The sequence below is a fragment of the Kingella bonacorsii genome (genome assembly GCF_016623605.1).
In the GTDB taxonomy this organism is placed as follows: domain Bacteria; phylum Pseudomonadota; class Gammaproteobacteria; order Burkholderiales; family Neisseriaceae; genus Kingella_B; species Kingella_B oralis.
The window spans coordinates 252,628-278,179 of the sequence record NZ_JAEHNZ010000003.1 but is presented as its reverse complement, the minus strand read 5'-3'; the positions used below and the strand labels follow the sequence as shown (position 1 = coordinate 278,179).

30 protein-coding genes are annotated in these 25,552 nt (G+C 53.8%); 17 read left to right on the top strand and 13 right to left on the bottom strand.

Annotated elements, in window-relative coordinates; all coding sequences use genetic code 11:
- Positions 1 to 82 precede the first annotated feature (82 nt).
- The gene (gene dapD / locus JDW22_RS10355) at positions 83 to 904 is read right to left on the bottom strand and encodes a 2,3,4,5-tetrahydropyridine-2,6-dicarboxylate N-succinyltransferase (protein ID WP_003797550.1); all 822 of its coding nucleotides are present in this window, start codon (positions 902 to 904) and stop codon (positions 83 to 85) included.
- Positions 905 to 1,023: 119 nt separating this feature from the next.
- Between dapD and JDW22_RS10350 the strand changes: the two genes are divergently transcribed.
- The 3 genes from JDW22_RS10350 to JDW22_RS14000 all read left to right on the top strand — a co-directional run bounded on the left by JDW22_RS10350 (position 1,024) and on the right by JDW22_RS14000 (position 2,241).
- Complete coding sequence (locus tag JDW22_RS10350) at positions 1,024 to 1,485, top strand: low molecular weight protein-tyrosine-phosphatase (protein ID WP_003797545.1); 462 nt, start codon at positions 1,024 to 1,026, stop codon at positions 1,483 to 1,485.
- Positions 1,486 to 1,760: 275 nt separating this feature from the next.
- Entirely contained in the window at positions 1,761 to 2,159 is a 399-nt protein-coding gene (locus JDW22_RS10345) for a hypothetical protein (protein ID WP_200522990.1), read from the top strand.
- Positions 2,110 to 2,241 (top strand): hypothetical protein, encoded by a 132-nt coding sequence (locus JDW22_RS14000; RefSeq protein ID WP_268884237.1) that lies wholly within the window; start codon positions 2,110 to 2,112, stop codon positions 2,239 to 2,241. The genes JDW22_RS10345 and JDW22_RS14000 overlap by 50 nt, the downstream gene beginning before the upstream one ends.
- Here the strand turns inward: JDW22_RS14000 and JDW22_RS10340 are convergent.
- From JDW22_RS10340 to JDW22_RS10330, 3 genes are all read right to left on the bottom strand, one after another.
- Positions 2,231 to 2,419: a hypothetical protein gene (locus tag JDW22_RS10340; protein WP_200523047.1), complete on the bottom strand. Its 189-nt coding sequence runs from the start codon at positions 2,417 to 2,419 to the stop codon at positions 2,231 to 2,233. The two genes, JDW22_RS14000 and JDW22_RS10340, sit on opposite strands and share 11 nt — an antisense overlap.
- Before the next feature lie 34 nt (positions 2,420 to 2,453).
- Positions 2,454 to 3,107: an NAD(P)H-binding protein gene (locus tag JDW22_RS10335; RefSeq protein WP_200522989.1), complete on the bottom strand. Its 654-nt coding sequence runs from the start codon at positions 3,105 to 3,107 to the stop codon at positions 2,454 to 2,456.
- An 81-nt stretch (positions 3,108 to 3,188) separates the two neighbouring features.
- Positions 3,189 to 4,157 carry a KpsF/GutQ family sugar-phosphate isomerase gene (locus JDW22_RS10330; RefSeq protein ID WP_200522988.1) on the bottom strand — a complete coding sequence of 323 codons (969 nt, stop codon included), beginning with the start codon at positions 4,155 to 4,157 and terminating at the stop codon, positions 3,189 to 3,191.
- 331 nt (positions 4,158 to 4,488) lie between these two features.
- Between JDW22_RS10330 and JDW22_RS10325 the strand changes: the two genes are divergently transcribed.
- From JDW22_RS10325 to JDW22_RS10295, 7 genes are all read left to right on the top strand, one after another.
- The gene (locus JDW22_RS10325; RefSeq protein WP_003797534.1) at positions 4,489 to 4,893 is read left to right on the top strand and encodes a bacteriohemerythrin; all 405 of its coding nucleotides are present in this window, start codon (positions 4,489 to 4,491) and stop codon (positions 4,891 to 4,893) included.
- Positions 4,894 to 5,102: 209 nt separating this feature from the next.
- Positions 5,103 to 6,161 (top strand): transaldolase, encoded by a 1,059-nt coding sequence (gene tal, locus JDW22_RS10320; protein ID WP_200522987.1) that lies wholly within the window; start codon positions 5,103 to 5,105, stop codon positions 6,159 to 6,161.
- Between the two features lie 201 nt (positions 6,162 to 6,362).
- Entirely contained in the window at positions 6,363 to 6,572 is a 210-nt protein-coding gene (locus tag JDW22_RS10315) for a hypothetical protein (protein WP_200522986.1), read from the top strand.
- A 210-nt stretch (positions 6,573 to 6,782) separates the two neighbouring features.
- The gene (gene cmk / locus JDW22_RS10310; RefSeq protein ID WP_200522985.1) at positions 6,783 to 7,445 is read left to right on the top strand and encodes a (d)CMP kinase; all 663 of its coding nucleotides are present in this window, start codon (positions 6,783 to 6,785) and stop codon (positions 7,443 to 7,445) included.
- Positions 7,415 to 7,657, top strand: a complete 243-nt coding sequence (locus JDW22_RS10305; protein ID WP_200522984.1) for a hypothetical protein — start codon at positions 7,415 to 7,417, stop codon at positions 7,655 to 7,657. The genes cmk and JDW22_RS10305 overlap by 31 nt, the downstream gene beginning before the upstream one ends.
- A gap of 210 nt (positions 7,658 to 7,867) precedes the next feature.
- Entirely contained in the window at positions 7,868 to 9,541 is a 1,674-nt protein-coding gene (gene rpsA / locus JDW22_RS10300) for a 30S ribosomal protein S1 (protein ID WP_200522983.1), read from the top strand.
- A gap of 13 nt (positions 9,542 to 9,554) precedes the next feature.
- Positions 9,555 to 9,863: an integration host factor subunit beta gene (locus JDW22_RS10295; protein WP_003797524.1), complete on the top strand. Its 309-nt coding sequence runs from the start codon at positions 9,555 to 9,557 to the stop codon at positions 9,861 to 9,863.
- Between the two features lie 218 nt (positions 9,864 to 10,081).
- Here the strand turns inward: JDW22_RS10295 and JDW22_RS10290 are convergent, their stop codons facing one another.
- The 3 genes from JDW22_RS10290 to adk all read right to left on the bottom strand — a co-directional run bounded on the left by JDW22_RS10290 (position 10,082) and on the right by adk (position 12,411).
- On the bottom strand, positions 10,082 to 10,963 hold the full coding sequence (locus JDW22_RS10290; RefSeq protein ID WP_200522982.1) for an NAD(P)H-hydrate dehydratase: 882 nt from the start codon (positions 10,961 to 10,963) through the stop codon (positions 10,082 to 10,084).
- 121 nt (positions 10,964 to 11,084) lie between these two features.
- On the bottom strand, positions 11,085 to 11,678 hold the full coding sequence (locus JDW22_RS10285) for a CNP1-like family protein (protein ID WP_200522981.1): 594 nt from the start codon (positions 11,676 to 11,678) through the stop codon (positions 11,085 to 11,087).
- Positions 11,679 to 11,763: 85 nt separating this feature from the next.
- A complete protein-coding gene (gene adk, locus JDW22_RS10280; RefSeq protein WP_003797515.1) occupies positions 11,764 to 12,411 on the bottom strand; it encodes an adenylate kinase in 648 nt (215 codons plus the stop codon).
- Positions 12,412 to 12,666: 255 nt separating this feature from the next.
- Here adk and JDW22_RS10275 point away from each other — a divergent pair, with 255 nt between their 5' ends.
- Positions 12,667 to 15,399: a FimV/HubP family polar landmark protein gene (locus tag JDW22_RS10275; RefSeq protein WP_200522980.1), complete on the top strand. Its 2,733-nt coding sequence runs from the start codon at positions 12,667 to 12,669 to the stop codon at positions 15,397 to 15,399.
- Between the two features lie 454 nt (positions 15,400 to 15,853).
- Here the strand turns inward: JDW22_RS10275 and JDW22_RS10270 are convergent, their stop codons facing one another.
- The 3 genes from JDW22_RS10270 to lpdA form a co-directional block, all read right to left on the bottom strand.
- A complete protein-coding gene (locus tag JDW22_RS10270; RefSeq protein WP_200522979.1) occupies positions 15,854 to 16,237 on the bottom strand; it encodes a RidA family protein in 384 nt (127 codons plus the stop codon).
- 70 nt (positions 16,238 to 16,307) lie between these two features.
- Entirely contained in the window at positions 16,308 to 16,868 is a 561-nt protein-coding gene (locus tag JDW22_RS10265) for a hypothetical protein (RefSeq protein WP_200522978.1), read from the bottom strand.
- 82 nt (positions 16,869 to 16,950) lie between these two features.
- Positions 16,951 to 18,426 (bottom strand): dihydrolipoyl dehydrogenase, encoded by a 1,476-nt coding sequence (gene lpdA, locus JDW22_RS10260; RefSeq protein WP_200522977.1) that lies wholly within the window; start codon positions 18,424 to 18,426, stop codon positions 16,951 to 16,953.
- 154 nt (positions 18,427 to 18,580) lie between these two features.
- Between lpdA and JDW22_RS10255 the strand changes: the two genes are divergently transcribed.
- The 5 genes from JDW22_RS10255 (at position 18,581) to JDW22_RS10235 (ending at position 21,573) form a co-directional block, all read left to right on the top strand.
- Positions 18,581 to 18,886 (top strand): hypothetical protein, encoded by a 306-nt coding sequence (locus tag JDW22_RS10255; protein ID WP_207748833.1) that lies wholly within the window; start codon positions 18,581 to 18,583, stop codon positions 18,884 to 18,886.
- Between the two features lie 96 nt (positions 18,887 to 18,982).
- On the top strand, positions 18,983 to 19,396 hold the full coding sequence (locus JDW22_RS10250; RefSeq protein WP_200522976.1) for an OsmC family protein: 414 nt from the start codon (positions 18,983 to 18,985) through the stop codon (positions 19,394 to 19,396).
- 69 nt (positions 19,397 to 19,465) lie between these two features.
- Positions 19,466 to 19,897, top strand: coding sequence for an NfeD family protein (locus JDW22_RS10245; protein WP_200522975.1), 432 nt, complete (start codon positions 19,466 to 19,468; stop codon positions 19,895 to 19,897).
- Between the two features lie 106 nt (positions 19,898 to 20,003).
- Complete coding sequence (locus JDW22_RS10240; protein WP_200522974.1) at positions 20,004 to 20,963, top strand: SPFH domain-containing protein; 960 nt, start codon at positions 20,004 to 20,006, stop codon at positions 20,961 to 20,963.
- A gap of 334 nt (positions 20,964 to 21,297) precedes the next feature.
- A complete protein-coding gene (locus JDW22_RS10235) occupies positions 21,298 to 21,573 on the top strand; it encodes a hypothetical protein (RefSeq protein WP_200522973.1) in 276 nt (91 codons plus the stop codon).
- A gap of 168 nt (positions 21,574 to 21,741) precedes the next feature.
- Here JDW22_RS10235 and dld read toward each other — a convergent pair whose 3' ends face one another.
- Positions 21,742 to 23,433: a D-lactate dehydrogenase gene (dld, locus tag JDW22_RS10230; protein ID WP_200523040.1), complete on the bottom strand. Its 1,692-nt coding sequence runs from the start codon at positions 23,431 to 23,433 to the stop codon at positions 21,742 to 21,744.
- A 375-nt stretch (positions 23,434 to 23,808) separates the two neighbouring features.
- On the opposite strand from dld, the gene JDW22_RS10225 reads away from it, so the two are divergent.
- The gene (locus tag JDW22_RS10225) at positions 23,809 to 24,129 is read left to right on the top strand and encodes a rhodanese-like domain-containing protein (protein ID WP_200522972.1); all 321 of its coding nucleotides are present in this window, start codon (positions 23,809 to 23,811) and stop codon (positions 24,127 to 24,129) included.
- Between the two features lie 338 nt (positions 24,130 to 24,467).
- Here JDW22_RS10225 and JDW22_RS10220 read toward each other — a convergent pair whose 3' ends face one another.
- Complete coding sequence (locus JDW22_RS10220; RefSeq protein ID WP_003797482.1) at positions 24,468 to 24,626, bottom strand: hypothetical protein; 159 nt, start codon at positions 24,624 to 24,626, stop codon at positions 24,468 to 24,470.
- Entirely contained in the window at positions 24,611 to 25,429 is an 819-nt protein-coding gene (hpnC, locus tag JDW22_RS10215) for a squalene synthase HpnC (protein WP_200522971.1), read from the bottom strand. The genes JDW22_RS10220 and hpnC overlap by 16 nt, the downstream gene beginning before the upstream one ends.
- Positions 25,430 to 25,552: the final 123 nt, after the last annotated feature.

The window sequence follows — 25,552 nt, the reverse complement described above, 5'->3', positions numbered from 1 at the left end:
CAGGCAGCCTGAAACGCCGCTCCCACAAACAAAAACCTTGTTCCCAAAAAGAACAAGGTTTTTATATTATTCAACGCAGCAATCAAACCCCGCGCAACAACTCATTCACGCTGGTTTTCGCCCGCGTTTTCGCGTCCACTTTTTTCACAATCACCGCGCAATACAAGCTATGCGAGCCATCTTTGCTGGGCAGGCTGCCTGAAACCACCACCGAGCCAGCAGGCACGCGCCCATAATGAATTTCGCCCGTTTCGCGGTCGTAAATTTTGGTGGATTGCCCGATGAACACGCCCATGGAAATCACGCTGCCTTCTTCCACCACCACGCCTTCCACAATCTCGCTGCGCGCGCCGATAAAGCAGTTGTCCTCAATAATCGTGGGCGCAGCTTGCAACGGCTCCAACACGCCGCCAATGCCCACGCCGCCGCTCAAATGCACGTTTTTGCCGATTTGCGCGCACGAGCCCACCGTAACCCAAGTGTCCACCATCGTGCCTTCGTCCACATACGCGCCAATATTCACATAAGACGGCATCAACACCGCATTTTTCGCCACAAAGCTGCCGCGGCGCGCAATCGCCCCAGGCACGGCGCGAAAACCGGCAGCCTGAAAATCCGCCTGCGACCAGTTGGCAAACTTGGTCGGCACTTTGTCAAAATAACGGTTCACGCCATCATCCGCCAATTCGTTGTCTTGAATGCGAAACGACAGCAACACCGCCTTTTTCGCCCATTCGTTCACCAACCAATCGCCCACGCCGCGGCGTTCTGCCACGCGCAGCGAGCCGTTGTCTAGCTGGCGCATGGTTTCCAGCACCGCCTCTTTCACCTCGGGCTGCACATTGGCAGGCGTGATTTCGGCGCGGTTTTCAAAAGCGGTTTCAATAATCTGTTGCAAAGACATGGCTTTATCCTTATGAAGTTGAGCAAGAAAGCCACGATTGTAGCGCAAAAAGGTTTTTCAGGCTGCCTTAAATACATTTACAATTTATGCCAACTATTTTGCATTTAGGAAACCGCGTGATGAAAAAAATCCTCTTTATCTGTTTGGGCAACATCTGCCGCTCGCCGATGGCAGAATACCTTTTCCGCAGCATGGCGGCCGAGCGCGGCATCCCCGTGCACACCGCCAGCGCAGGCACATCAGGCTGGCACGACGGCGAAGGGATGCACTGCGGCACAGCCGACGTGTTGGACGGACTGGGCATCGCCTCGCAAGATTTTGTCAGCCGCAAAATCAAAAAAAGCGATTTGAACGACTACGATTACTTAATCGTGATGGACGACAGCAATTTGCGCGATGCCGAAAAATTCTTCGGCAGGCAGCCTGAAAAAATCTTCAAAATCACCGACCTGTTGCCCAAAGGCAGCGGCTACGACCACGTTCCCGACCCGTGGTACACAGGCAATTTCAACGAAACGCGCGATATTCTTACCGCCTGCTGCGATGTGCTGCTCACGCGGCTGCAACAGGGCGAAATGTAGCGGCAAATGGGCGCAATCAAGCGGTTTATGGCGCAAGGCTGAACGTTATCTCGCGTAATGAAATGTAATTTTCAGGCAGCCTGAAAACGGCTTGCGCTAAAATAAAGCCGCTTTTGGATAACTTTGGCGGGTGTTGTTTGCCCCCTTTTGCTGTTAAAACCTGCGTTTACAAGCACACGATGATTGCAAACGCAGGTTTTGCGATAAAGACGCAGTTCGCCGCAATGCCCGCCGTGGTTATTCAAAGCACCCCCATTTTTCCGAGAGGACGCACGATGAAAAGAATCCTATTCGCCTTGCTACTGGGCACGCTTGCCACCGCCGCCAGCGCAGAATTAATGTATTACGGCGACGACAGCCCCAGGATTGAGCTTGACCGCAGCAGAATAGACATTGACCGCAGCGACCGCGCATACGAACGGCGCGGGCGATACGATGACGACTATCGCTACGACCGCCGTTACCGCGATTATGATGATTACCGCCGCGACAGCCGCCGCTACCGCGATTACGGTTACCGCTACGATTCCGACAACGGCTTCAATATCCGCTACGGCTGGGGCAACGACCGCACCCGCATCGATATGCGCTATGGCAACGGCTACCGCCGTTATCGCGACGATTATGACGACGGTTACCGCCGCCGTTACCGCCGTTACCGCGGCGGGTGGTGAAGCCGCGCGTTTAGGCAGCCTGAAACGCCGTTTGGCGCGTTTGTCGGGTGCGGCGCAAAACAAAAACACGGTTATCGGATGATGACCGTGTTTTTTTGCGTTTGCTGTTTGAGCGGGGCGAGACGGTTTTTCAGGCTGCCTGTGCAAAACCTGCAAGCGATGGCGCGTCGGCGGTTCGCCGACATCTTGGCAAACCCGTTATGCTCTGTTTGAGTCATGCTCCGTTTAATCAGCCATTTGGCGGCGAGCTGCCGTGCCATTTTAGATTTCAGGCTGCCGTTGGTGGCAAAGGTTTCAGGCTGCCTGTGCTAACAACACGTCCCGAATCTCCCGCGCTTCCCAAATCTGCAGCCGTTCATCGCGCAGGCTTGCCGCAATCATCGCCGCTGCCAAATCTTCCACCCGCAGCGGTTGATACGCGCGCAGCAAGCCCAGCGCATTAAACACCGCCAACGCTTTTGCCGCCCAAATTTCCCCCGCGCGATCGCTATCGGGGCGCAACAGCACAGGCGGGCGCAAAATCGCCGTGTGCGCAAAGCCCAACGCCGTTACCGCCTGTTCCAACACGCCTTTCATGCGCGAATAAAACGCGCGGGCGTTGGCATCCGCCATCTGCGCCGACACCAACACATAACGCGGCACGCCGTTGCGTTGCGCGGCTTGGGCAAAGGCAAGCTGCAAATCGTGGTCAATCGCCCACATCGCTTCTTGGCTGCCCGCAGCTTTGATGGTTGTACCCAAGCAAGAAAACAACACATCGCCGCGCACCTTGTCTTGCCACGTTTCAGGCTGCCGAAAATCCACAATATGCGTGGTGAGTTTGTCGTGTGCCAACGCCAGCTCGCGGCGCGCAAAAACCGTTACCGATTGAAAACGCGCATCCGCCAAAAGCTGCTGCGTGAGTGTTTGTCCTGTTGCGCCCGTCGCGCCGAGTATCAGTGCCTGCATCGTTCATCCTATCTTGTTCACAAAAACCATATTCCGTTTTTCAGGCTGCCTTGATGCGCATAATAGGCAGCCTGAAAACCCTTAAACCACGCGCGCTTTAAGCAAATCGTGCATATTCAGCGCGCCCACCAAATGCGTCCCTTCATCGCACACCAACAGCCCGCCAATCCGCTTCTCTTGCATCATGCGCAAAGCTTCGCTCGCCAGCTTATCGGGCGCAATAAACTTCGGCTCGCGCTTCATCACATCATCCACCGTGAGCCCTGCAAACGAATCACGCACTTCAAACAAACGGCGCAAATCCCCATCCGTTAGCACGCCTTTGAGGCAGCCTGAAACGTCCACCACCGCCAGCATCCCCAAGCCCTTCTCGCTCATGGTAACAATCGCCGATTTCAGCAACGTTTGCTCCGCCACCGCAGGCAACTCGGCGCCCGCGTGCATCAAATCCCCCACCGTCAGCAGCAAACGCCGCCCCAAGCTCCCCGCAGGGTGGCTCAACGCAAAATCCTCCGAAGTAAACCGTCGTGCTTTGAGCAACACAATCGCCAGCGCATCACCCAGCGCCAACACCGCCGTGGTGCTGGAAGTGGGCGCAAGGTTGAGCGGGCAAGCCTCATGCGACACCGCCGCCCGAATATGAATGTCCGCAAACTGCGCCAAACTGGATTGCGCGTTCGACGACACGCCAATCAACACCGTGTCCTTGCGCTTTAACGCAGGCAAAATCGCCAAAATCTCATCGCTCTCGCCCGAATTAGACAACGCCAGCACCACATCGCCATCCACAATCATGCCTAAATCGCCATGCGCCGCCTCGGCAGGATGCACGAAAAACGCAGGCGTGCCCGTGGAAGCCAAGGTTGCCGCCATCTTGCGCCCGATATGCCCCGATTTGCCCATGCCCGTTACAATCACCCGCCCGCGGCAAGCCAACACCGCCTCCGCCGCGCGCACAAAATCCGCGCCCAAGCCCGCCGACACTTCCCCAATCGCCGCCGCCTCGCTCGCCAACGCATCGCGCGCCCATAAAAGATACTGATGAACCATTGCCACCTCTATTTATATCCATTCATTTAAAACCACCAAATAGCGTTAGCGAAACTTAATATCATTTGCTATACACCAATCTGCTGTTCCAAATGAGAATTATTTGACTAAAAACAAGATTTTATCACAACAGTTTGGCAAAAATTCGCCCGCAAAAAATCAAAAGCAAAACAACCATATAGCGTAGATTAGAGCCTATGCCTAAAAAATAATATTGTATGAATACAACGGCTGGATGATAATAACGAAATCACCGCAAAACAGTGATTTTCCTATAATTTTGGAGATAGGAAATCGTTTAACTCACCATACAATATTAAAGGACAAAATCATGGCACTGGTATATTGGACACAAGACCTGAACACAGGCTTTGCCGACGTAGATGAACAACATCAAATCTTGGTTGACCACTTCAACAAGCTGGATGACGCGTTCAAATCAGCCGACTATGAAGCCACCAAAAAAGAGTTGCAAGATTTGATTGACTACACCATTTTCCACTTTGGCGAAGAAGAAAAAATGCTGGAAGCAGCGCATTACCGCATGACCGAGCCGCACAAAAAAGTGCACGCCAATTTCATTAAAAAAATGGGCGAGCTGCAAGGGCGTTTTGAAAACGGCGACATCACCGCCTTGCAAGAAGTGCTGGATATGTGCGATGGCTGGCTGTTCCGCCACATCCGCCTCAACGACCACGGCTACATCGCCGATGTGAAAGCCGCAGGCGTTCGTTAAACCTTACAGCATAAAAGCGTTTTGCCATGATGGTGAAACGCTTTTTTGTTTGTGCTTTACCGTTTTCAGGCTGCCTATGCACCCGCCATAAGGCAGCCTGAAACGCAGTTCAGCGTAGCCAAAATCATCCCCCAGCCAACCGCCCCTACCCAAATTGTAAAAAAACCTTTACGATTGCCCCTTTTCACGCCACAGCAAAGGAAAACAGCATGACCACCATCAAACAAGTCAAACAACTCGGGCAACAAATCTGGCTGGATAACCTCTCGCGCAGCCTGGTGCAAAGCGGCGAACTCGCCCGGTTTCTTGCCGACGGCGTATGCGGCGTAACCTCCAACCCCGCCATCTTCCAAAAAGCCTTTTCCGGCGACGCGCTCTATATTCCCGAAATTGAAGCCCTGAAACAACAAAACAAAACCGCCAAAGAAATCTACGAAACCCTCGCCATCGCCGACGTGCAAGCCGCTTGCGACGTGTGCCGCGCCGAATACGACAGCACGGGCGGCAAAACAGGCTTTGTGAGCCTAGAAGTTTCCCCCGAGCTGTCGCACGATGCCGAGCGCACCATCGCCGAAGCGCAACGCCTGTGGGCAGCCATCAACCGCCCCAACGCCATGATAAAAATCCCCGCCACCGACGCAGGCTTGGAAGCACTCACCACCCTCGTCGCCAACGGCATCAACGTGAACCTCACCCTATTATTTTCGCGTAAACAAACACTTAAAGCCTACGCCGCCTACACCGCAGGCTTAACCCAACTTGCTGCCAACGGCGGCAATCTCGCGCACATTCAAGTGGTTGCCAGCTTCTTTATCTCGCGCATTGATAACGCATTAGATGGCACGCTGCCCGAGCATCTGCGTGGCAAAATCGCCATCGCCCTTGCCAAAGCCGCCTACCAAGACTGGCAAGATTATTTTGCCCGCCCCGAGTTTGCCCTGCTTGCCGCGCAAGGCGCACACCGCGTATCGCTGCTGTGGGCATCCACCGGCGTGAAAAATCCCGACTACCCCGCCACGCTGTATGTGGACGCGCTGATTGGCGAACACACGGTGAACACCGTGCCCGATGCCACGCTCAAAGCCTTTATCGCCACAGGCACCGCCGCGCGCACCCTGCCCGAAAACATCCCCGCCGCGCTGGCGCAGCTTGCCGAAGTCGAAAAGCTGGGCATAGACGTGGAAACGCTGGCAACGCGCCTGCAAAACGACGGCTTGAAGCAGTTTGAAGAAGCCTTTGCCAAACTGCTCGCCCCATTGGCAGCCTGAAACCGTTTTGGCAGGTTTATCCGTTTTCAGGCTGCATCAGCACACAGAGGCAGCCTGAAAACGGCTTGCGTTATGGATTAAGCCGTTTTCATGGCGTTGCGCCGCCATACCCACGCTTGTAAGTGCGCAGGTTAAACAACCCTTTTCAGGCTGCCCAACCATAGAGGCAGCCTGAAAATCTGTTTACAAAAAGGATACGCAATGAAAGTATTTCACGGTTTGCAAGCATTGGTGGATGGTTACCCAGAAATTTTAGACGACTTCCACTACGGCTTTATCTACGCCACGGATGCCGATACCGCCGAGGCATTGCTCACTTGCGAATTTCGCTGCACCACCAACCAAGCCGAAGAAGATGCGTGGGAAGAGGGCGACGAATTCTGGTGTTTTTTTAGAACCCGCCACCTTTGACGATATTGTTACCAACTTACAAGCGCATCGCGGCGAAAACACGCTGGCAGAAATTGCCGAAAGCATCATGCACTATTTAGAACACGATGATTTTTTGGATTAAAAGGCAGCCTGAAACGAAGTAAACGGTTTTAGCTTCGCAGAAGCTCGTGAACTCGTTTTCAGGCTGCCTAACATTCAAAAAACATCGCCTACCACAAGGAAACCACCATGCAAAAAGTCATCGCCCTAGACGGCCCCTCCGCCTCAGGCAAAGGCACCATCGCCGCCCGCGTTGCCGCCGCGCTCGGCTGGGCATATTTAGACTCAGGCGCGCTCTACCGCCTTACCGCGCTGCACGCGCAAAATCACAACATAGATTGGGCAAACGAAGCCGCTGTCGCCGCGCTTGCCGCCGAATTGCCCGCCGAATTTCGCGGTCAAACCGTGTGGCTAGACGGGCAAGACGTAACCCAAGCCATCCGCAGCGAACGCATCGGCATGGGCGCATCCGCCGTCGCCAAACTGCCCGCTGTGCGCCAAGCCCTGTTGCAACGCCAACGCAATTTTTTAACCGCGCAAGGCTTGGTGGCAGACGGGCGCGACATGGGCTCAACCGTGTTTCCCGAAGCCCAGCTCAAAATTTTTCTTACCACCAGCGCACAAATCCGCGCCGAACGCCGCGCCAAACAAATCGGCGTGCCGCTGGATGGCGCAGCATTTGCCCAAATCCTCGCCGACATCCAAGCCCGAGACGCAGCCGACCGCAGCCGCCCCGTCGCCCCCTTGCAGCAACTGCCCGATGCCAAGCTGCTAGACACCTCCCATCGCAGCATAGAAGAAACCGTGCAGCAAGTATTGGATTGGTATCACGCCAGCCCAAAGGCAGCCTGAAAATAAAAATCCCATGCAAGAGAAGCCAGCACTCACGCGGCTCATCCCCCCTTTTCAGGCTGCCTCACGCACACGCAACCGCCCAACGCCAAAGGCAGCCTGAAACGCAGTTTGACAACGCCCAAGCCTCAATCCACCGCCAACGTGTTTTACCTCTGTTCACAAAAATCCTTGCCCCCATTTCGCATTATCCCTTTTCAGGCTGCCCCTAGTTCCCGCAAACCGCACAGCAAAAAAACACACAAAAAACAGCCCTCTACCCTACCCAAACGCCAAAAATCGCGTATAATGCGCCGTTTTCCTTTTCCAGCGCAGCCTTGCATAGGCAGCCTGAAATCACCTTGTTTATGAGCCAAGGGCATAAACAAATCAACCAACCCAACCCCGCACACCTTGGCGGTGCATAGAAAGCAAAACCAAACATGGAAAATTTTGCCCAGTTATTGGAAGAATACTCTAACACCCAAGAAATGAACTATGGCGAAGTGATTACCGCCGAAGTGGTAGACATCACCGACAAATTCGTCATCGTAAACGCAGGCTTGAAATCAGAATCGCTGATTGACATCGCCGAGTTCAAAAACCCCTTGGGCGAACTGGAAGTTAAAGTAGGCGATTTCGTAACCGTAACCATCGAATCCGTAGAAAACGGCTTCGGCGAAACCAAACTTTCACGCGAAAAAGCCAAACGCGCCGCCGACTGGATTACTCTGGAAGAAGCCATGGAAGACGGCGAAATCCTGTCAGGCGTGATTAACGGCAAGGTAAAAGGCGGCTTAACCGTTATGGTGAACAGCATCCGCGCCTTCCTGCCCGGTTCTTTGTTGGACGTGCGCCCCATCAAAGACACTTCACAATTTGAAGGCAAAGAAGTTGAGTTCAAAGTCATCAAATTGGACCGCAAACGCAACAACGTAGTCGTATCACGCCGCGCCGTGCTGGAAGCCACTTTGGGCGAAGAGCGCAAAGCCCTGATGGAAACCCTGCAAGAAGGCACCATCGTAAAAGGCATCGTGAAAAACATCACCGACTACGGCGCATTCGTAGATTTGGGCGGCATCGACGGCTTGCTGCACATCACCGACCTTGCATGGCGTCGCGTAAAACACCCAAGCGAAGTGTTGGAAGTGGGCAAAGAAGTGGAAGCCAAAGTATTGCGCTTTGACCAAGACAAACAACGCGTGTCTTTGGGCTTGAAACAACTGGGTGAAGACCCATGGGAAGGTTTGGCACGCCGCTACCCACAAGGCTCACGCTTGTTCGGCAAAGTATCTAACTTGACCGACTACGGCGCATTCGTAGAAATTGAACAAGGCATCGAAGGTTTGGTTCACGTTTCCGAAATGGATTGGACCAACAAAAATGTACACCCAAGCAAAGTCGTTCAACTGGGCGACGAAGTGGAAGTGATGATTTTGGACATCGATGAAGACAAACGCCGCATCAGCTTGGGCATGAAACAATGCCAAGCCAACCCTTGGTTAGAATTTGAAGCCAACTACAGCAAAGGCGACAAACTCAAAGGCGCGGTTAAATCCATCACCGATTTTGGCGTGTTTGTTGGCTTGCCCGGCAACATCGACGGTTTGGTTCACTTGTCTGACCTGTCTTGGACCGAATCAGGCGAAGAAGCCGTTCGCAAATACAAAAAAGGCGAAGAAGTGGAAACCGTTGTGTTGGCGATTGATGTTGAAAAAGAACGCATTTCTTTGGGCATCAAACAGCTTGAAGGAGACCCATTCAACAACTTCTTGTCTGTAAACGACAAAGGTGCGTTGGTGAAAGGCACAGTGAAATCCGTTGAAGCCAAAGGCGCAGTGGTTGCCTTGGCAGACGAAGTGGAAGCCTACTTGCCTGCATCTGAATTTGCTGCTGACCGCGTGGAAGATTTGACCACCAAACTGAACGAAGGCGACGAAGTAGAAGCCATCATCTTGTCGGTTGACCGCAAAAACCGCAGCATTAAATTGTCTATCAAAGCCAAAGACCGCAAAGAAGACCAAGATGCGTTGAAATCCATCAACGCCGCCAGCGCAGCAAACGCAGGCACAACCAGCTTGGGCGATTTGCTTAAAGCATCTTTGAACAAAAGCTAATAGGTAAAGCACAATGACCAAATCAGAGTTAATGGCTCGCTTGGCTGAATTGTTTATTGAAAACAACGAAGGCACGGAGCTGCAAGCCAAAGACATTGAATACGGCGTAAAGGTTTTGGTGGACACCATGACCCGCTCGCTTGCAAAAGGTCAGCGTATTGAAATCCGTGGATTTGGCAGTTTTGATTTGAACTACCGCCCGCCGCGCGTTGGGCGCAATCCGAAAACAGGCGAACGAGTGGAAGTGCCCGCAAAGCGCGTACCCCATTTCAAACCCGGCAAGGAATTGCGCGAACGCGTGGACCAAGCCTTCGCTGCTTGATATACGTTTATTAAGTTTTGCTGATGAAGAGAACCGTATCTTTTTGAGATACGGTTTTTTTGTTTTGGCAGTAAGGCAGCCTGAAAATGGCTTTACCGCAGAAAGGGCATCTCTGTCTGACCGTTTTCAGGCTGCCTCAGCTGTTAAGCATCAACCATAAAAAAAGGCAGCCTGAAAACCGCGCTACTTGGTTTCAGGCTGCCTCTATGGCACGTCGTTCAAATATTCGCCGTCAGGCGGTTTCTGAGCCAGCGCACCGTTTCCGCGATTTCCCCCGCCAGCAAGCCAATCGGCCCCACTTGCATATACGCCAGAATTTCCGATGCCGCGCCGTGCAACCAAACCGCCGCAGGCACCGCTTCTTCCGCCGCCATCCCTTGCGCCAACAGGCTGCCCACAATGCCCGATAACACGTCACCGCTGCCTGCGGTCGCTAAGCCTGCGTTGCCCGTTTTGTTTACATGCAAAAAGCCGCGCGCCGATGAAATCACGGTTTCGTACCCTTTCAGGATGCACCACGCGCGATAACGGTTGGCGATTTCGCGCGCCGCCCATGCGCGGTTGCTTTGCACGCGGCTTGTGCTCACGTCCAGCAGATGCGCGGCTTCCCCGGGGTGCGGCGTGAGCACCAAATCGGGGTGTTTGGCGGGCGGGAACAATTTGGGATGGTTCACCAGCAAATGCAGCGCGTCCGCGTCTAACACCAATTGCGGGTGGTTGCTGTTCCACACGGCGTGCAAAGCGCGCGCGGCGGATTCGTTTTGCCCCAGCCCGCAACCGACCACCCATGTGCTGATGTTGTCGCGCTGCACGGTTCGCGCGGCAGAATCCAGCATCAATTCGGGATGATAGGCATAAGCTGCGCTGGGCGGCGTGGCTTGGTTGAAGCCGATGAACACTTTGCCGCAGCCCGTTTGCAACGCCGCAATCCCCGCCAACAATGCTGCGCCCGCCATGCCATCGCCGCCGCCAACCACGCCCACCGTGCCAAACGTGCCTTTGTGGCTGTTGTTGGGGCGCGGGTTGAGCAGGCTGGGGAAATATTGCTGCGCGTGGGCGCGATAGGGCGCGATGTTGGGCGGAGCGATGTGTACCATCATAATAAAATCCTCTGTGAAATGAAGCGGTTTGCTTTGTTTACTCGGCTTGGGGCAGCCTGAAACGCTGTTCGGCAACCATCATGCAATTTCAGGCTGCCCAATGCAATAGGCAGCCTGAAAATCATTTTCCGTATTCGCGTTTTTCCGTTTTCCCTTGGGTGCGAATCCGCGCACGCAGTGTTTCGTCGCTGCTGCGCGCTCTGGTATCCAAGCAAAACGCATCGTACAACACGCGGCGCACGCGGTCGGTCGCATTGCGTTTGCCGCCCAGCGTGGTCCACTGCGCGTTGCGCGGCTCAATCCAGCGATGGTTCACCAAATCGGCATAGCCGTAGGTTTTCAGCTTGGAGCCTTCCGAATCCAGCAGCTTCGTTCCCGTAACGCACAGCATCCCCTCGGCGGTAATGTTGTCGTAACCAGCTTCGGAGCGGTTATTGAACACATAGCGCACGCTGCCGTCGGGCGCTTGCGTGATGCTGCTCAACAAAATGCGCGGGCTGCCTTTATATAGATTGTCAATATACAGCTCAAACCAATCGCCCTCGTTCGGATTGGGCACGGCAGGCAGCGGCACATCCATCTCGTTGAATTCTTTGTTGTATTCGGGCAGGTTTTGCATAAAAATTTGTTGGCGTTGGTCCAAATAGTCCGAGCCATCCGCCAAGGCAGCCTGAAAACCGCCGCACAACAGCGCGGCAAACAGAAGTTTTTTCATCGTTTGCGTCCTTTCTATCCTTTCTATGGTTTAAGGCAGCCTGAAACGGGTAAACGTGTTTTCAGGCTGCCTCATGATGGCTGAATTAGCGCTGCAACGCCGTAATCACATTTTCTTTTACGGTTTCAACAGGTTGCGTGCCGTCCACCTTGATATAACGCGGCGCGTGTTCGCCCGTTAATTTGCTGTAAAAATCCACCAAAACCTCGGTTTGCTCGTGATACACCGCAAGGCGTTTTTTCACCGTTTCTTCTTTGTCGTCATCACGTTGTACCAAGTCTTCGCCTGTTTCGTCATCCTTGCCGGACACTTTGGGCGGATTGTATTTCACATGATAAGTGCGCCCTGACGGCAAATGCACGCGCCGTCCGCTCATGCGCTCCACAATCGCTGCATCGGGCACGTCGATTTCCACCACTGCGTCCAAATCCACGCCTGCCGCCACCATTGCTTCGGCTTGCGCCAATGTGCGTGGAAAGCCGTCAAACAAAAAGCCGTTGGCGCAATCGGGCTGCGCAATGCGCTCTTTCACCATGCCGATGATGATGTCGTCGCGCACCAAGCCGCCCGCGTCCATGATTTTTTTCGCTTCCAAGCCCAAAGGCGTGCCCGCTTTAATCGCCGCGCGCAGCATGTCGCCCGTGGAAATTTGCGGAATGCCAAATTCGCGCGTGATAAATTGCGCTTGCGTGCCTTTGCCCGCGCCCGGTGCGCCCAATAGTAAAACTTTCATGTTTTCGCTTTCGTTAAAAAGAGTAAGAAAAGCGCATCATAATATGTTTTCAGGCTGCCTAAAAGGGGGCGGGAACGCGCCGTTGCGTTAAGTTGTGGTAAGTAGGCTATATTCCGGGCGGTTTAATGCGGTTCTGCTTGGCAGAAACGAGAATAAACGGCTATCATAATGCTTTAAGAATTGTTAAGCTTTGTATCAATCCGCTTGCGGGCGTTCGCACGGATAGGGAGATGAATTTTGAAAACGAATACAAAAATGATTGCAGCATCGCTGTCGCTAATCACATCGTTTAGCGCAGTGGCAGGCATTGGCGGCGTGAACGTGCAATCTAATCTGGGCGAACCTTTTTCAGGCAGCATCGTGGTAACAGGGCAGGAAGCCCAAGCGGTATTGCAAAACGGCGCAAGCGTATCGGGCAACGGCATCAGCGGCACCGTTGCCCCTCATGGCGATGGCAATGCTATTATTCGTCTTCGCTCCAATTCCGTTGTAAACGACCCCATTTTGACTTTCACTGTCCGCGCGGGCAATCAAACTCGCCAATATACCGCCATGATAAATCCTTCGCACTATCGCCCTAATCCGTCGCAGGCGCGTTCTAATCGCGACACGCGTAAAGCGGTTGAGCTGAAACCGCAGCAGCAACATCATGCCGTTGCAAACGATGATGTTGAAATCCAACAAGAAACGCGTGAAGCAACCCCGCGCACAGAAAAAACATACGCAACCAGCCCGCGCTACCACCGTGTGCAAGCGGGCGAAAGTTTGGCTTCTATCGCCGCACGTTATCGCCCACATGGCATGAGCGTGCAACGCGCCATGCGTGCTTTGATGGCAGCCAATCCCCGCGCATTCCGCAATGGTAGAATGTATCGCAATGTAACGTTGTACATCCCCACCGCATCGCAGTTCCATGCTTACGCCAAATCGGCACAACGCAAACATCAATCGCCCCGCATTTCGCGCGGTGCAGCGATTGTTGCGCCCGCAGTAACAGAAAATACCACACCCGATGTGGCAGAAACGCCTAAGGAAACACCCAGTAAAGTCGTTACGCCGCCTCCTGTAAAAGTTGAGCCGGTTAAACCTGTTGAGCCTATTAAACCCAAGGCAAAAGACCAAGCGGCTGAAGAACCGTCTGTTGCAGAAAAAGCGGTGGGAGAAAAAGCGAAACCCGTAGCGCCCGCGCAACCCGAGGCATCCAAACCTGCGGTTGAAGAAACCAAACCCGTTCAACCGGAAGCATCGCAAGCTGAACAGATGCAGCCTGAAAACACCGTTGCGGCTTCCGAAAGCAAAACGGCTCCTGCTGAAACGGCATCCGTTGCAGCCGCATCTGTTGCAGAAGAAAAAACCGAACCCGTTGCCGAGCCGCAACCCACACCGCCTGCGGAAGAACCGGCCGCAGACGAAGGCTTAGATTGGACATTGATTGGCGGAAGCTTGGCCGGTGTGGCGGTATTGGGCGGAGGCGCGGCTTATTTGTTGGGTCGCCGCAAAAAATCGCGTGCCGATTCATTTGATGACGACAACGCAGCCGGCGACGAAGAATTTGATGGCAGCGACATTCAATTTGATGGCACGGCCAGCCCCGAGACGGACGATTGGATGCGGGATACCGGCGTCGCAAAAGCAGACGACAGCAGCGATGATTTCTTTGATTTGCCGCCTGTCGATACCGATGTTGCACCTGCCGCTTCCAGCCAAACATTTGATTTGGATGACTTTGAACCCGAGCAGTTTGATGACAGCTCTGATGAATGGGCGCTATCGGTTGAAGAAGAACCGCATGCCCATGCCAATCCGTTGTTGGTGGCAGAAAATGCCACATCGTTTGACGCGGATGATTGGCAAGTGGATGACATCGTTTCAGTGGAATCGGACGTTGCAGAGCCTGCGCGTTCGCTTGGCAGCCATAACGCGGTTGCCGCCGATGATTTCATTATCGATGACACGCCGATTGGGCAGCCTGAAACCGCTGTGAGCGCAGCCAATGATTTCTTATCGTTTGATGATTCGATTCAAGCGGACGATATTATTCCTGCGCCTGCCGAAGAAACAACGTTTGATTTGGACGCATTTAACAACGCGTTGCCCGATATTGTCGATACGCCGGCAGAAACCGCTGCAAGCGATGACTTCTTGGATTTTGATGCAAGCGATATCGTTGCGCCTGCCGCAGCAACCGCAGCCGTTGCCGCAGCCGCTTCCCATGTTGCCGCGCCTGAAGTTTCGTTTGATGATTTCTCGCTGGATACGCCTGCGGTTGAAGAAGTTGCGCCTGTGTTGGATGCGCCCGAAGTGCCTGAATTTGCCGCCGATTTGGATGCGCCTGCGATTGCCGAGCCTGCAATGGACTTTACCGCGCCCGAAGTGGCGTTGGATGATTTCAGCGTTGAAGCGCCTGCCGTTGAAGCGCCTGCCGTTGAAGCGCCGGCGGTTGACCATGCGATGGATTTCGCATTAGACGATTTTGCGGTTGAAACGCCTGCCGAGCCTGCGGCTCATGCGGCATTGGACGACGGCTTGGATTTTGCTGTGGCAGAGCCCGCTGAGGTCGATTTTGCTGCTGAAACGCCCGCGTTTGAACCTGCCGGGCAGTCATTTGCCGATTTGTCTTTGGAAGAGCCTGCGGTTGCTGCGCCTGCATTTGATGATTTGTCGTTTGAGCAGCCTGCCGTGTCCGCGCCTTCGTTTGACGACTTGTCATTTGACGAGCCTGCTGCGCCTGCGGTTGAACACGCTGTGGACGATTTGGCTTCTTGGGATATTGAAGAATTGCCTGAAACGGCGCATAACGATGCGGGTTTTGTTTCCGAGGCGGTGGGCTTGACCGAGCCTTTGGAAGCGAAATTGGAATTGGCTAAAATGTATCTGGAAATTGATGATGCCGTGGCAGCGCGCGAAACCTTGCGCGAATTGGTTACCGAATCCCATGGCGAAATTCAAACGCAAGCGCAACAGCTGCTGGATGAATTGGGAGGCTAGTCGCTGTTGGTGATGTTAAGAAACACCGTTATGTGTACAGGCATAGCGGTGTTTTTTTGTGGCTGGGGGATAGAGGCAGCCTGAAAAAGCCAAGTCGGTTGGTATTGGGCTAAACGGTTTTTGTTGAGTAGATTGGTTTTCAGGCTGCCTTTGGGGTTGGGTCTTGGAAAAAATCGTGGGCAGCCTGAAACGTTTGTTTAATGGGCAATCGATGGTGTGTCGGTGGCTTGCCAATATTCCGTTAACCGGTCATGCCCTATTTAATGCGAAATAAATACGCCATTTGGCAGCGAGCCGTTGTCGTTCCGCTTTTGATTTTCAGGCTGCCTCTTTGGATTTGGCAAAGCGTTGAGGCAGCCTGAAAACAAAATAAACCATCATGCCGTTGCGTGTTGGTGCAAAAAAGGCGGAAATAAAATCCGCCTGTTTACTTGTTTACGGCTTTGGCATCACATCAAGGCAAAACCAAAACGGCTTCGGCTTCCACCAATGCGCCGCGTGGCAACGATGCCACGCCAACGGCGGCGCGGGCGGGGTAGGGCGTGGCGAAGTATTGTTCCATCACGGCGTTGAATGTGGCGAAGTGGCTTAAATCGGTGAGATAGGCGTTGAGTTTAACGATGTCGTTCAGGCTGCCTCCTGCGGCTTCGCACACGGCGCGCAAGTTTTTGAACACTTGGTGCACTTGTTCTTCAAAGTTTTCGCTCACCAGCTGCATGGTTTCGGGCACAAGCGGGATTTGTCCGCTTAAATAAACGGTGTTGCCTGTGCGGATGGCTTGGCTGTATGCGCCGATGGCGGCGGGAGCTTGGTCGGTGTGGATAACAGTTTTGCTCATGATGAACTCCTAGGGTTGGGGAAAATTTGTTGGGACGGCTTTCAGGCTACCTTTTGCAGGGCAAGCGCGTTCACAAGCGTTCGCGCCGTATGTCTTGCACCACAATGTAAATATGCGCGGCTAGATACGCAACACTGCATAGCGCAAGCGCAAGGAAAAATTGAAACGTAATTTGTTCAAAGCGCACAAAGCGGTTTTGCCTATCTTGGCGGATGGCAATCGGCGTTTCGCTTTGCGGTTGCGACAATGTGCCTTGCGTAATCAAAACTTTTGTTGCACCCAAATAAGGTTGCAAGAAAACCATGTTTTTCACGACTGCCACTCCGTTAAACCTTACCGCGTCGCACAAAGCGGTCAATTCTTTTTTCTCGGCGCGATAGCAGGGTACGGCGTAAGGCAGATTGTTGTGCACGAAAGCAATCTCGTCGCTAGATTTGGTTTGTCTCCATTGGTTTATTTTGATTTCTTGCGCATGGATAAAACGGGGCTGAAAAAAAGGAAACGTCAATGGGAAATTGGATGAGGCAATAAAATAGTACGATGTGGAAACGACTGATATAAGGGCAATCCCCGCGCCTTCTCGGGATGAAAACCAATTCTTAATTCTTGTTTTCAAGGGCTCTTTTGTCATATTTGTTCCCTGTTCAAAATCCAAATGAGGCAGCCTGAAAATCGGTTTTCCCCGTTTCAGGCTGCCTTCCATTCACCCCACGCTAACCATGCAACGCCCGCTTATCCACCGCCAACGCCGCTTCGTGCAACACTTCCGACAGCGTAGGATGCGCGTGGATAATCCGCGCGATGTCTTCGCTGCTGGCTTTAAATTCCAGCGCGGCAACGGCTTCGGCGATGAGTTCGCTGGTCATCGCGCCAATCATGTGCACGCCCAAAATGCGGTCGGTTTGCGCGTCTGCCAACACTTTCACCATCCCTTTTGCTTTGCCCAAGCCCAAAGCGCGCCCGTTTGCGCCCAAGCCTGCCGTGCCTTTTTTGTAGGCGATGCCCGCCGCTTGCAGCTGCTCCTCGGTTTTGCCCACCCATGCAATTTCGGGGTCGGTGTAAATCACAAACGGCACATTGCCCAAGTCCACCTGCGGTTTTTGCCCTGCGATGCGCTCGGCAACCGCCACGCCTTCTTCGCTGGCTTTGTGCGCCAACATCGGGCCGCGCACCACATCGCCAATCGCCCACACATTCGGCAAATTGGTGCGGCATTCCTCGTCCACCGCAATACAGCCGCGCTCGTCGATTGCCAAGCCCACGTTTTCTGCGCCCAAGCCTTGCGTAACGGGCACGCGCCCGATGGCGACAATCAGCTTGTCAAACTGTGCGGTTTTGGTTTCTTTTGCACTTGCTTCGCCTGTTTTAGCTTCGCCTGTTTTCAGGCTGCCTGAAACCTCGTATTCCACCGACACGCCGTCTTTGTATTCGGTAATTTGGTTAATCTTCACGCCCAAATCAATCGCCAGCCCTTGCTCTTGGGTGAAATATTTAAACGCCTCTTTGGCGATTTGCCGGTCGGCGGCGGGCAAAAAGGTGGGCGCGGCTTCCAAAATATGCACTTGCGCGCCCAAGCGTTTCCACACCGAGCCCATTTCCAAGCCAATCACGCCCGCGCCGATGATGCCCAGTTTTTTCGGGATTTCGGTCAGGTTCAGCGCGCCCTCGTTGTCCAACACGTTCACATTGCTGATTGGGGCAAGGTTGGGCAAACCGCGCGGCGCAGAGCCTGTGGCGATGATAACGTGCTTGGCGGCGATTTGCGCGCCGTTGTCCACATTGAGCAGCCATTCCTCGCCTTGCTTGCCCGCAAATGAAGCGCGCCCAAAAATGCTTTCAATTTTGTTTTTTTGAAACAAAAATTTAATCCCGCCTGTGAGTTTGTTCACAATCGCGTCTTTGCGCTCAATCATTTTGGCGGCATCCATTTTCAGGCTGCCTGTAAACGAGATGCCGTGTTCGGCGAAATCGTGCTGCGCGGTGTGAAAATGCTCGGACGATTGCAGCAAGGCTTTGGACGGAATGCAGCCCACGTTCAGGCAAGTGCCGCCCAGCGCAGGCGCATCGCCCGTTTTGTTTTTGCCCGCGTCGATGCACACGGTTTTGAAGCCCAGCTGCGCGGCGCGAATCGCTGCGATGTAGCCGCCCGGCCCTGCGCCGATAACGGCAACGTCAAATGATTGAGACATAATTTTCTCCTATTGAAATAATGGATCGTTGCGATATAAGGCAGCCTGAAAAATACTGTAAAGTTAGATTTTCAGGCTGCCTAACTATGTGAATTTGTGTTAAATTACACTTGGCTGCGATACCAGTCAAGCAATAATAATTAAGGCGAGCAACATGATATTTTATGCATTGATTCTGTTGATTTTCGGCAAATTGCAAGACACATTTCAGGAAACTTCGCGCACATGGCAATGGGCGCTGGCGTATGGTTTGGTGATTTTTTTGTTAAGTGGCGGTGCGCCATTGTTGGCGTTGATTATTGGCAGCGCGATTGTGGGGCTTTATGCGTGGGGCTATTTTGGGCTACTGCGCAATCTGGCGGATAATTTGATGCTTTGGCTGCTGGTGTTTTTGGTGGGGTCTGCGCTGCCCCTTGTGTTAAGACTTGTTTTGATTGGTTCGGGCGCAAAGGCAGCCTGAAAACGCCGTCTGCATCTATTTTCTATCCACGAGCGGGTAATCGCCGCGCTCATATTGTTTCAATCATTTATTACATCGTAATCAAAAGGAAAAATCATGAAAATTACAACGCAATGGTTAAGCAACAAAACATTTGTTTCCGCCAATGAACACGGCAACAGCATTGTGATGGACGGCACGAGCGCGGCAGAAGGCTGGAAGCGCGGCGCTAGCCCATTGGAAGTGATGCTGATGGGGATGTCGGGCTGCACCAGCGTGGATGTGGCGGGCGCGTTGCAAGCGCAAGCGGGCTTTGTGGATTGCATTGTGAGCGTGGAAGCGGAACGCGCGGCAACTGCGCCTAAGGTGTTCACCAAAATTCATGTGTATTATCAAGTGATTGGGCGCGGTTTGGATGCGGCGCAAGTGAACAAAATCATCGCCGATTCGCTGGCGCACGATTGCTCGGCGTGTGTGATGATGAGCAAAATCGCGCCGATTACGCACAGCGTGGAAGTGGTAGAAGCCTAATGCCAACGCTTTAAGGCAGCCTGAAACGCAGGATGCCGCATCGTAACCCCATCAAAAAAGGAAAAAATCATGGCTCTTTGGACTTATTGGCTGATTGCCGCCGTTGCCGTTTTTATGTTGGAGCTATTTAGCGGCACGGTGTATTTGCTGGTGTTATCCGCCGCATTGGCAGGCGCGGGGCTAACCGCGTGGCTGTTCAACGCCAGCGCGGTGGCAAGTATGCTGGTGGCGGCGTTTTTATCGGCGGTGGGCACACTATACGTTTACCGTTTGCGCGGCAAATCGCCCAAAAACAAAGCCTTGCAGCAACACAACGATTTGGACATTGGCAGCGTGGTGCAAATTGAGCAGCCCCTATCAGGCGGCGCATGGCGCGTGTTTTATCGCGGCACCACATGGGAAGCCCGCGCCGCCCGTCCGCACGCGCATTTTCAAATGGGCGACAACGCCCGCATCTGTGGCAAAGATGGGATTACGTTGTTGATTGAACCTTTGGCGTAACCCAGTAATTACATTTTCAGGCTGCCTCTGGGCATGGTTTAAAGGCAGCCTGAAAATCATGTAAACCGCCCCCAATCCCCCAACCCAACCCAAGAAAGGAAATCTGATGCTCACCACACTCTCGCTTCCCATTATTATCCTTGTTGCCCTGATTATCATCGGCTTCAAAGCGTTCAAAGTTGTGCCGCAGCAAGAAGCGCAGATTGTTGAGCGGCTGGGCAAATACCATGCCACGCTCGCCCCGGGGCTAAACATCCTCGTGCCCTTTCTTGACCGCGTTGCCTACCGCCATTCGCTCAAAGAAATCCCGCTGGATGTGCCCAGCCAAGTCTGCATCACGCGCGACAACACCCAGCTTACGGTGGACGGCATTTTGTATTTCCAAGTAACTGACCCCGAACGCGCGTCTTACGGTTCAAGCAACTACATTCTCGCCATCACCCAGCTTGCCCAAACCACCCTGCGCTCGGTGATTGGGCGCATGGAATTGGACAAAACCTTTGAAGAGCGCGACGACATCAACCGCACCGTAGTCGCCGCGCTGGACGAAGCCGCCGTGTCGTGGGGCGTGAAAGTATTGCGCTACGAAATCAAAGATTTGGTGCCGCCGCAAGAAATCCTGCGCTCCATGCAGGCGCAAATCACCGCCGAGCGCGAAAAACGTGCCCGCATCGCCCAATCCGAAGGCTTGAAAATCGAGCAAATCAACTTGGCAACGGGCGAGCGCGAAGCCGAAATCAAAAAATCCGAAGGCGAAGCGCAAGCCGCGATGAACGCTTCCGAGGGCGAAAAAGTGGCGCAAATCAACCGCGCCGAGGGCGAAGCGCAAGCCCTGCGCCTTGTTGCACAAGCCAGCGCCGATGCCATCCGCACCGTTGCCGCCGCCATCCAAGAACCGGGCGGCGATGAAGCCGTGAAGCTGAAAGTGGCGGAGCAATATGTGGAAGCGTTTGCCAAGCTCGCCAAAGAAAGCAACACCGTCATCATGCCCGCCAACGTGGCGGATTTGGGCGGCTTGATTTCCGCAGGGTTGAGCATTGTGAAAGGGCAGCCGACAGCAAAATAGGCAGCCTGAAAACGCAAAAGGGTGGATTGTTCCGCCCTTTTTTGCGGGCAAAACGCAGCGGTTTGCACATCTTATATAAGCTCACTGCATTTTGCGCCCGGCCTAACATTTCAGGCTGCCTTTTGTTGCTTGTATTTCAATGCGTTATCTTGTAAACAAGCCGCTGCGCTTCGCCCGTCTTTACAGTGATTAAATCCTGAAAAGAAACGTTTGATTTTTTAAAGTGGGCTGACAGCGCGGATTTGCCTTGTTAGACTGCCTGCACTTGGCCTTGATTGGGATTTATTCTCATCAAGGTCAAGTGTTTTTGAAAACTCATATTAAGGATGTACTTATGAAAAAAGTTCTCGCACTCTTGGCTCTAACCACTTCTTTTGCCGCCGTTGCCGCACCTGTTGCTGGGCACGCAGGCAAAGCATCGCATAAAGGCGCGAACCCAGCAGTTGCAAAAACACACGGCAAAGCCCTGAAAGGCAAAGCCGCCAAAGGCAAATCCGTTGCCCAAGACGCGCCACAAACCATGGAAACTGCGCCCGCCGCCGTCGCTCCCGCGCCACAACAAGCCGCGCCCGCAGCAAAAACTGCACCGCAAGCACCTGCGGCCCATTAATCTTCGTTAAAAAAACAGCCAAGGCAATGCGCTTTGGCTGTTTTTGTTTGGATTGTTTTTGTTGGCGGGGCGCAGCCGTTTCAGGCTGCCTTTCATCATCATTCAAACGAGCTAAGGCAGCCTGAAAACACAAAATACCCGTTTTCAGGCTGCCTTAACCGCATCGCGCTATTCGTCCCAGCCCTTTTTCTTACTGGTTTGCCCAATGCCCACGTTAAAGCTGTTGGTCGGGTCAAGCCGGCGATAGAACGATTTCAGCTCGGGTTTCGCCACATACAAATGTCCCACGTTATGCTCAGCAGGATATTGCGCGCCGCGCTCGTCCAGCAGATGCCACATTTCGTGTTCCAACGCCATGCAGTCGTTGTCTTTTTTCACGATGTAATCTTGGTGGAAAACGTGGCAGAAGAAATGCCCGTAATACAGCTTGTGGCTCAGTTTGCCATTGATGCTTTCAGGCAGCACTTCCAGCCAGTCGCGGTCGTTGCGGCGCAGCGCGATGTCCAGCGCAACAATGTCTTCCACTTCATCGTGATGCACGGCGCGATAGCGCACGGCTGCGCTGGCTACGGCAAAACGGTGCAGCATCGCCGCCTGCGCTTGCGCGGCATCGCATTCAAAATAGCCGCCTTTGCTCGGGTCGCTGAAAAATTGGCGCAAATAGTCGCGCGTTTCGGCTACGCCGTCGCCGCCTGCTTTTACGATTAAATGATGCTCGTAGCGGTCGCGGTAATCCAGCATGATTTGCGGCAGATGCTGCGGCAAAAGTTTGGATGCGAATTGCAAGAAGCGGTCGGCAAAATGCTGCGGCAGAAAGGGGATTTTTTTGGCGATGCGGTCGGCTTTGTCTTTGGCGGTGAAGAGTTTGGGCAGGTTGTGCGTGCCGGCGTGTTTAATCACGTAAAACATATCTTTGCCATACACTTCGGCGATGTTAAACGCTTCGCGGTGGATGTATTCGCCCGACACGGGCAGCGTTTTGAAGCTGCCGAGCATATCGCGGCGGATTTGCGTGAGCACGGTGGTGTCGTTGGTGCCGATGTAGAACACGGCGGTTTGCGTTTCGGCGGGGAAGGTATCCAGGCGCACGGCGAACACGGCGAGCTTGCCCGCGCTGCCCGACGCTTCGTAATGCCGCGCGGGGTCGGCGTTGAAGCGGGCGGGGGTGTCGGCATCAATTTCGCGCACATGGTTGCAATAGGCGTGGTCGTGCCCTTTGCCGCCTGCGCTGATGTCTTTGCGTTGGTAATGATGTCCTTGCAAGTTGGTTAAAATTTCTTCGGGTGTGTCGCCCAAATCTATGCCCAAATGGTTCACCAATTCTAGTTCGCCTGCTGCGTTGATTTGGGCGTACAACGCCATTTCGGTGTAGGCGGGGCCGCGTTGCACCAGCGCGCCGCCCGAGTTGTTGCACACGCCGCCCACAATAGATGCGCCGATGCACGATGAGCCAATCACGCTGTGCGGTTCGCGCCCGAGCGGTTTGAGCAGCAATTCCAGTTTGTTGAGCGTGGAACCCGGTAGGCAAACGGCTTGTTCGTTGTTGTTGATAAGCTGAATGCCGTCGTTGCGCATGGTGTTGATGATAACGATGTCGCGGTCGTAATCGTTGCCGCTGGGGGTGGAGCCGCCTGTTAGCCCTGTGTTGGCGGCTTGGCTAATCACAATCACGCCTGCTTCCACGCAGGCTTGCAGCACGCGCCATTGCTCCAACAGCGTGGCGGGGCGCACTACGGCTAGCGCGTTGCCCGAGCCGAAGCGGTAGCCTTCGCGGAAAGGCAGGGTTTGCGCGGGGTCGGTTAGCACATATTGGCTGCCGACGATTTCTTGCAGTTTGGGGATAAGGGTAGATGAAGACATGAAGTGCTCCTTGCGCGTGATGGTTTTCGGTTTGGCTGCGCTGTACGGCGTTTCAGGCTGCCTGGAATGTAGTGCGATGTAGTCGGGCATGTTATCAACAAATCCTGCCGCTGAAAACCGTTAAACCATGGTAGACAGGCAAATGTTGCGCTAAAAAAGTGGCATCACGCCGCCTTGTTTTCAGAGCGGCAAGCAAATACGCATTTCAGGCTGCCTCAATCCGCGCGGTATAAAGGCAGCCTGAAACCGAAACCGGAGCGGCGGTTCGTAGTCCAAACCCATTGTTACCGCGCACCATCGCGCACGCCAAAAAACGCAGATTTCGCGCCTCTTTTGCGCTAAACTTGCCCCCTTTTACGCTTTTCAGGCTGCCTTATGATTACCCAACTGACCCCGCAACAAGCCCAAACCCTGTTGCAACAACGCCCCGACACGCTCCTGCTTGACGTGCGCGAAGAGGGCGAAACGCAAATCTGCCAAATCTCCAACAGCACGCACATCCCCATGAACCTCGTCCCCTTGCGGCAAAACGAACTGCCCGACGGCGTGGCGATTGTCGTCTATTGTCACCACGGCTTGCGCAGCCTAAACGTTGCCCGCTTTTTGGAACACGCAGGTTTTGAAGAACTGTATAACTTGGCGGGCGGCATAGCGGCGTGGGCGCAGGAAATTGAGCCCGATATGGCAAGGTATTGAATGAAACGGGTTTGGCGCGGGATTGCGCCCAAAAAGCCCAAGGTAGCCTGAAAACGGGTTTGCTTCGCCGAAGCGTGCGAACCCGTTTTCAGGCTGCCTTGTCGTTGTCATGCAGGCAAAAAAAATGCGCTCGTTTTGCAACGAGCGCGAATCTACAAAGGAGAAAATAGAGGAGAAATATCCAACCGCGTGTGCGACTGGATGGGGCGTATTATGTATTTTTATTTCATACCTGTCAAGCTGATAACGGGGCGGATTATGCTAAATTTGCTGCTGATTTTATTTAAATACAACATTTTATGCTTTTATTGCGTGGATTGCGGGGGTGTAGGCATATATCAACATACATGAATGTTTGCTTTTGGGGTATATTTATCCGACATGGCGGCAGCCTGAAAACGGGCGAAGCCGGAACAGCCGTTTAACGCTGTTTCAGCTTCGCCCGTTTGGGTCATGCCATCCAGCCCATTTTGCAGGCGGTTTATTTTTTCTGCCACGCGCGTTTCACAATGTGCAGCCAGTCTTTCCAATCCAGCGTGGGGCGGTGTTGAAACACATCGTATTGATTGGCGGCGATTTTTTCCAAAATGCGGTTGCCGCCTAAAATAATCATGCGGATTTCAAAGCCGATGCGCCCCGTGAGTGCTTTGCCCAGCGGCGCGCCTGCGTGCAGGATTTTGTGCGTTTTGCTGCATTGGTGGGCGATGAGTTGGCGCAGTTGCGGGGTGATTTTGCCTTGCGCGATGTCATGCTCGCGCACTTGGAATTTCATTAAGTCGTCTTGCGGCAGATAAACGCGGTTTTTCTGCCAGTCTAGCGCGATGTCTTGCCAAAAATTGATGAGTTGCAGGGCGGTGCAGATGCCGTCGCTTTGGGCAAGGTGATAGGGGTCGGTGGTGCCGTTAAGCTGGAGGATGATGCGCCCGATGGGGTTGGCAGAGCGGCGCGCGTAGTCAATCAGCTCGGCGAAGTTTTGGTAGCGCGTTTTTTCGGTGTCTTGCTGGAAGGCGGAGAGTAGGTCGTAGAAGGGTTTGAGCGGCAGGGCGAAGGGGGCGATGGCTTCGCGGTGCAGCCGTTGCATCAGCGGGGTGTGCGGGGCTTGACTGGCGGCGATGCGGTCTAGCTCGGCGGTGAGCGCGGCGAGTTGGGCTTGGCGTTCGGCGGGGGTGGCGTTGCCTTCGTCGGCGATGTCGTCGGCGGTGCGGGCAAAGGCGTAAACGGCGTGGATGGGGCGGCGCAGGTGGCGCGGGAGCAGGATGGAGCCGACGGGGAAGTTTTCGTAGTGGTTGGGTGCGGTCATGGTTGTTGTTGGGATTTTTGTTGTGCGGATGGGTTTGGCTTTGTAACTTCGTTTTCAGGCTGCCTCAGGCTTAATCAAAACAGGGTTCGGCAGCCTGAAACGCAGTTTGGCGAGGCGAAAACA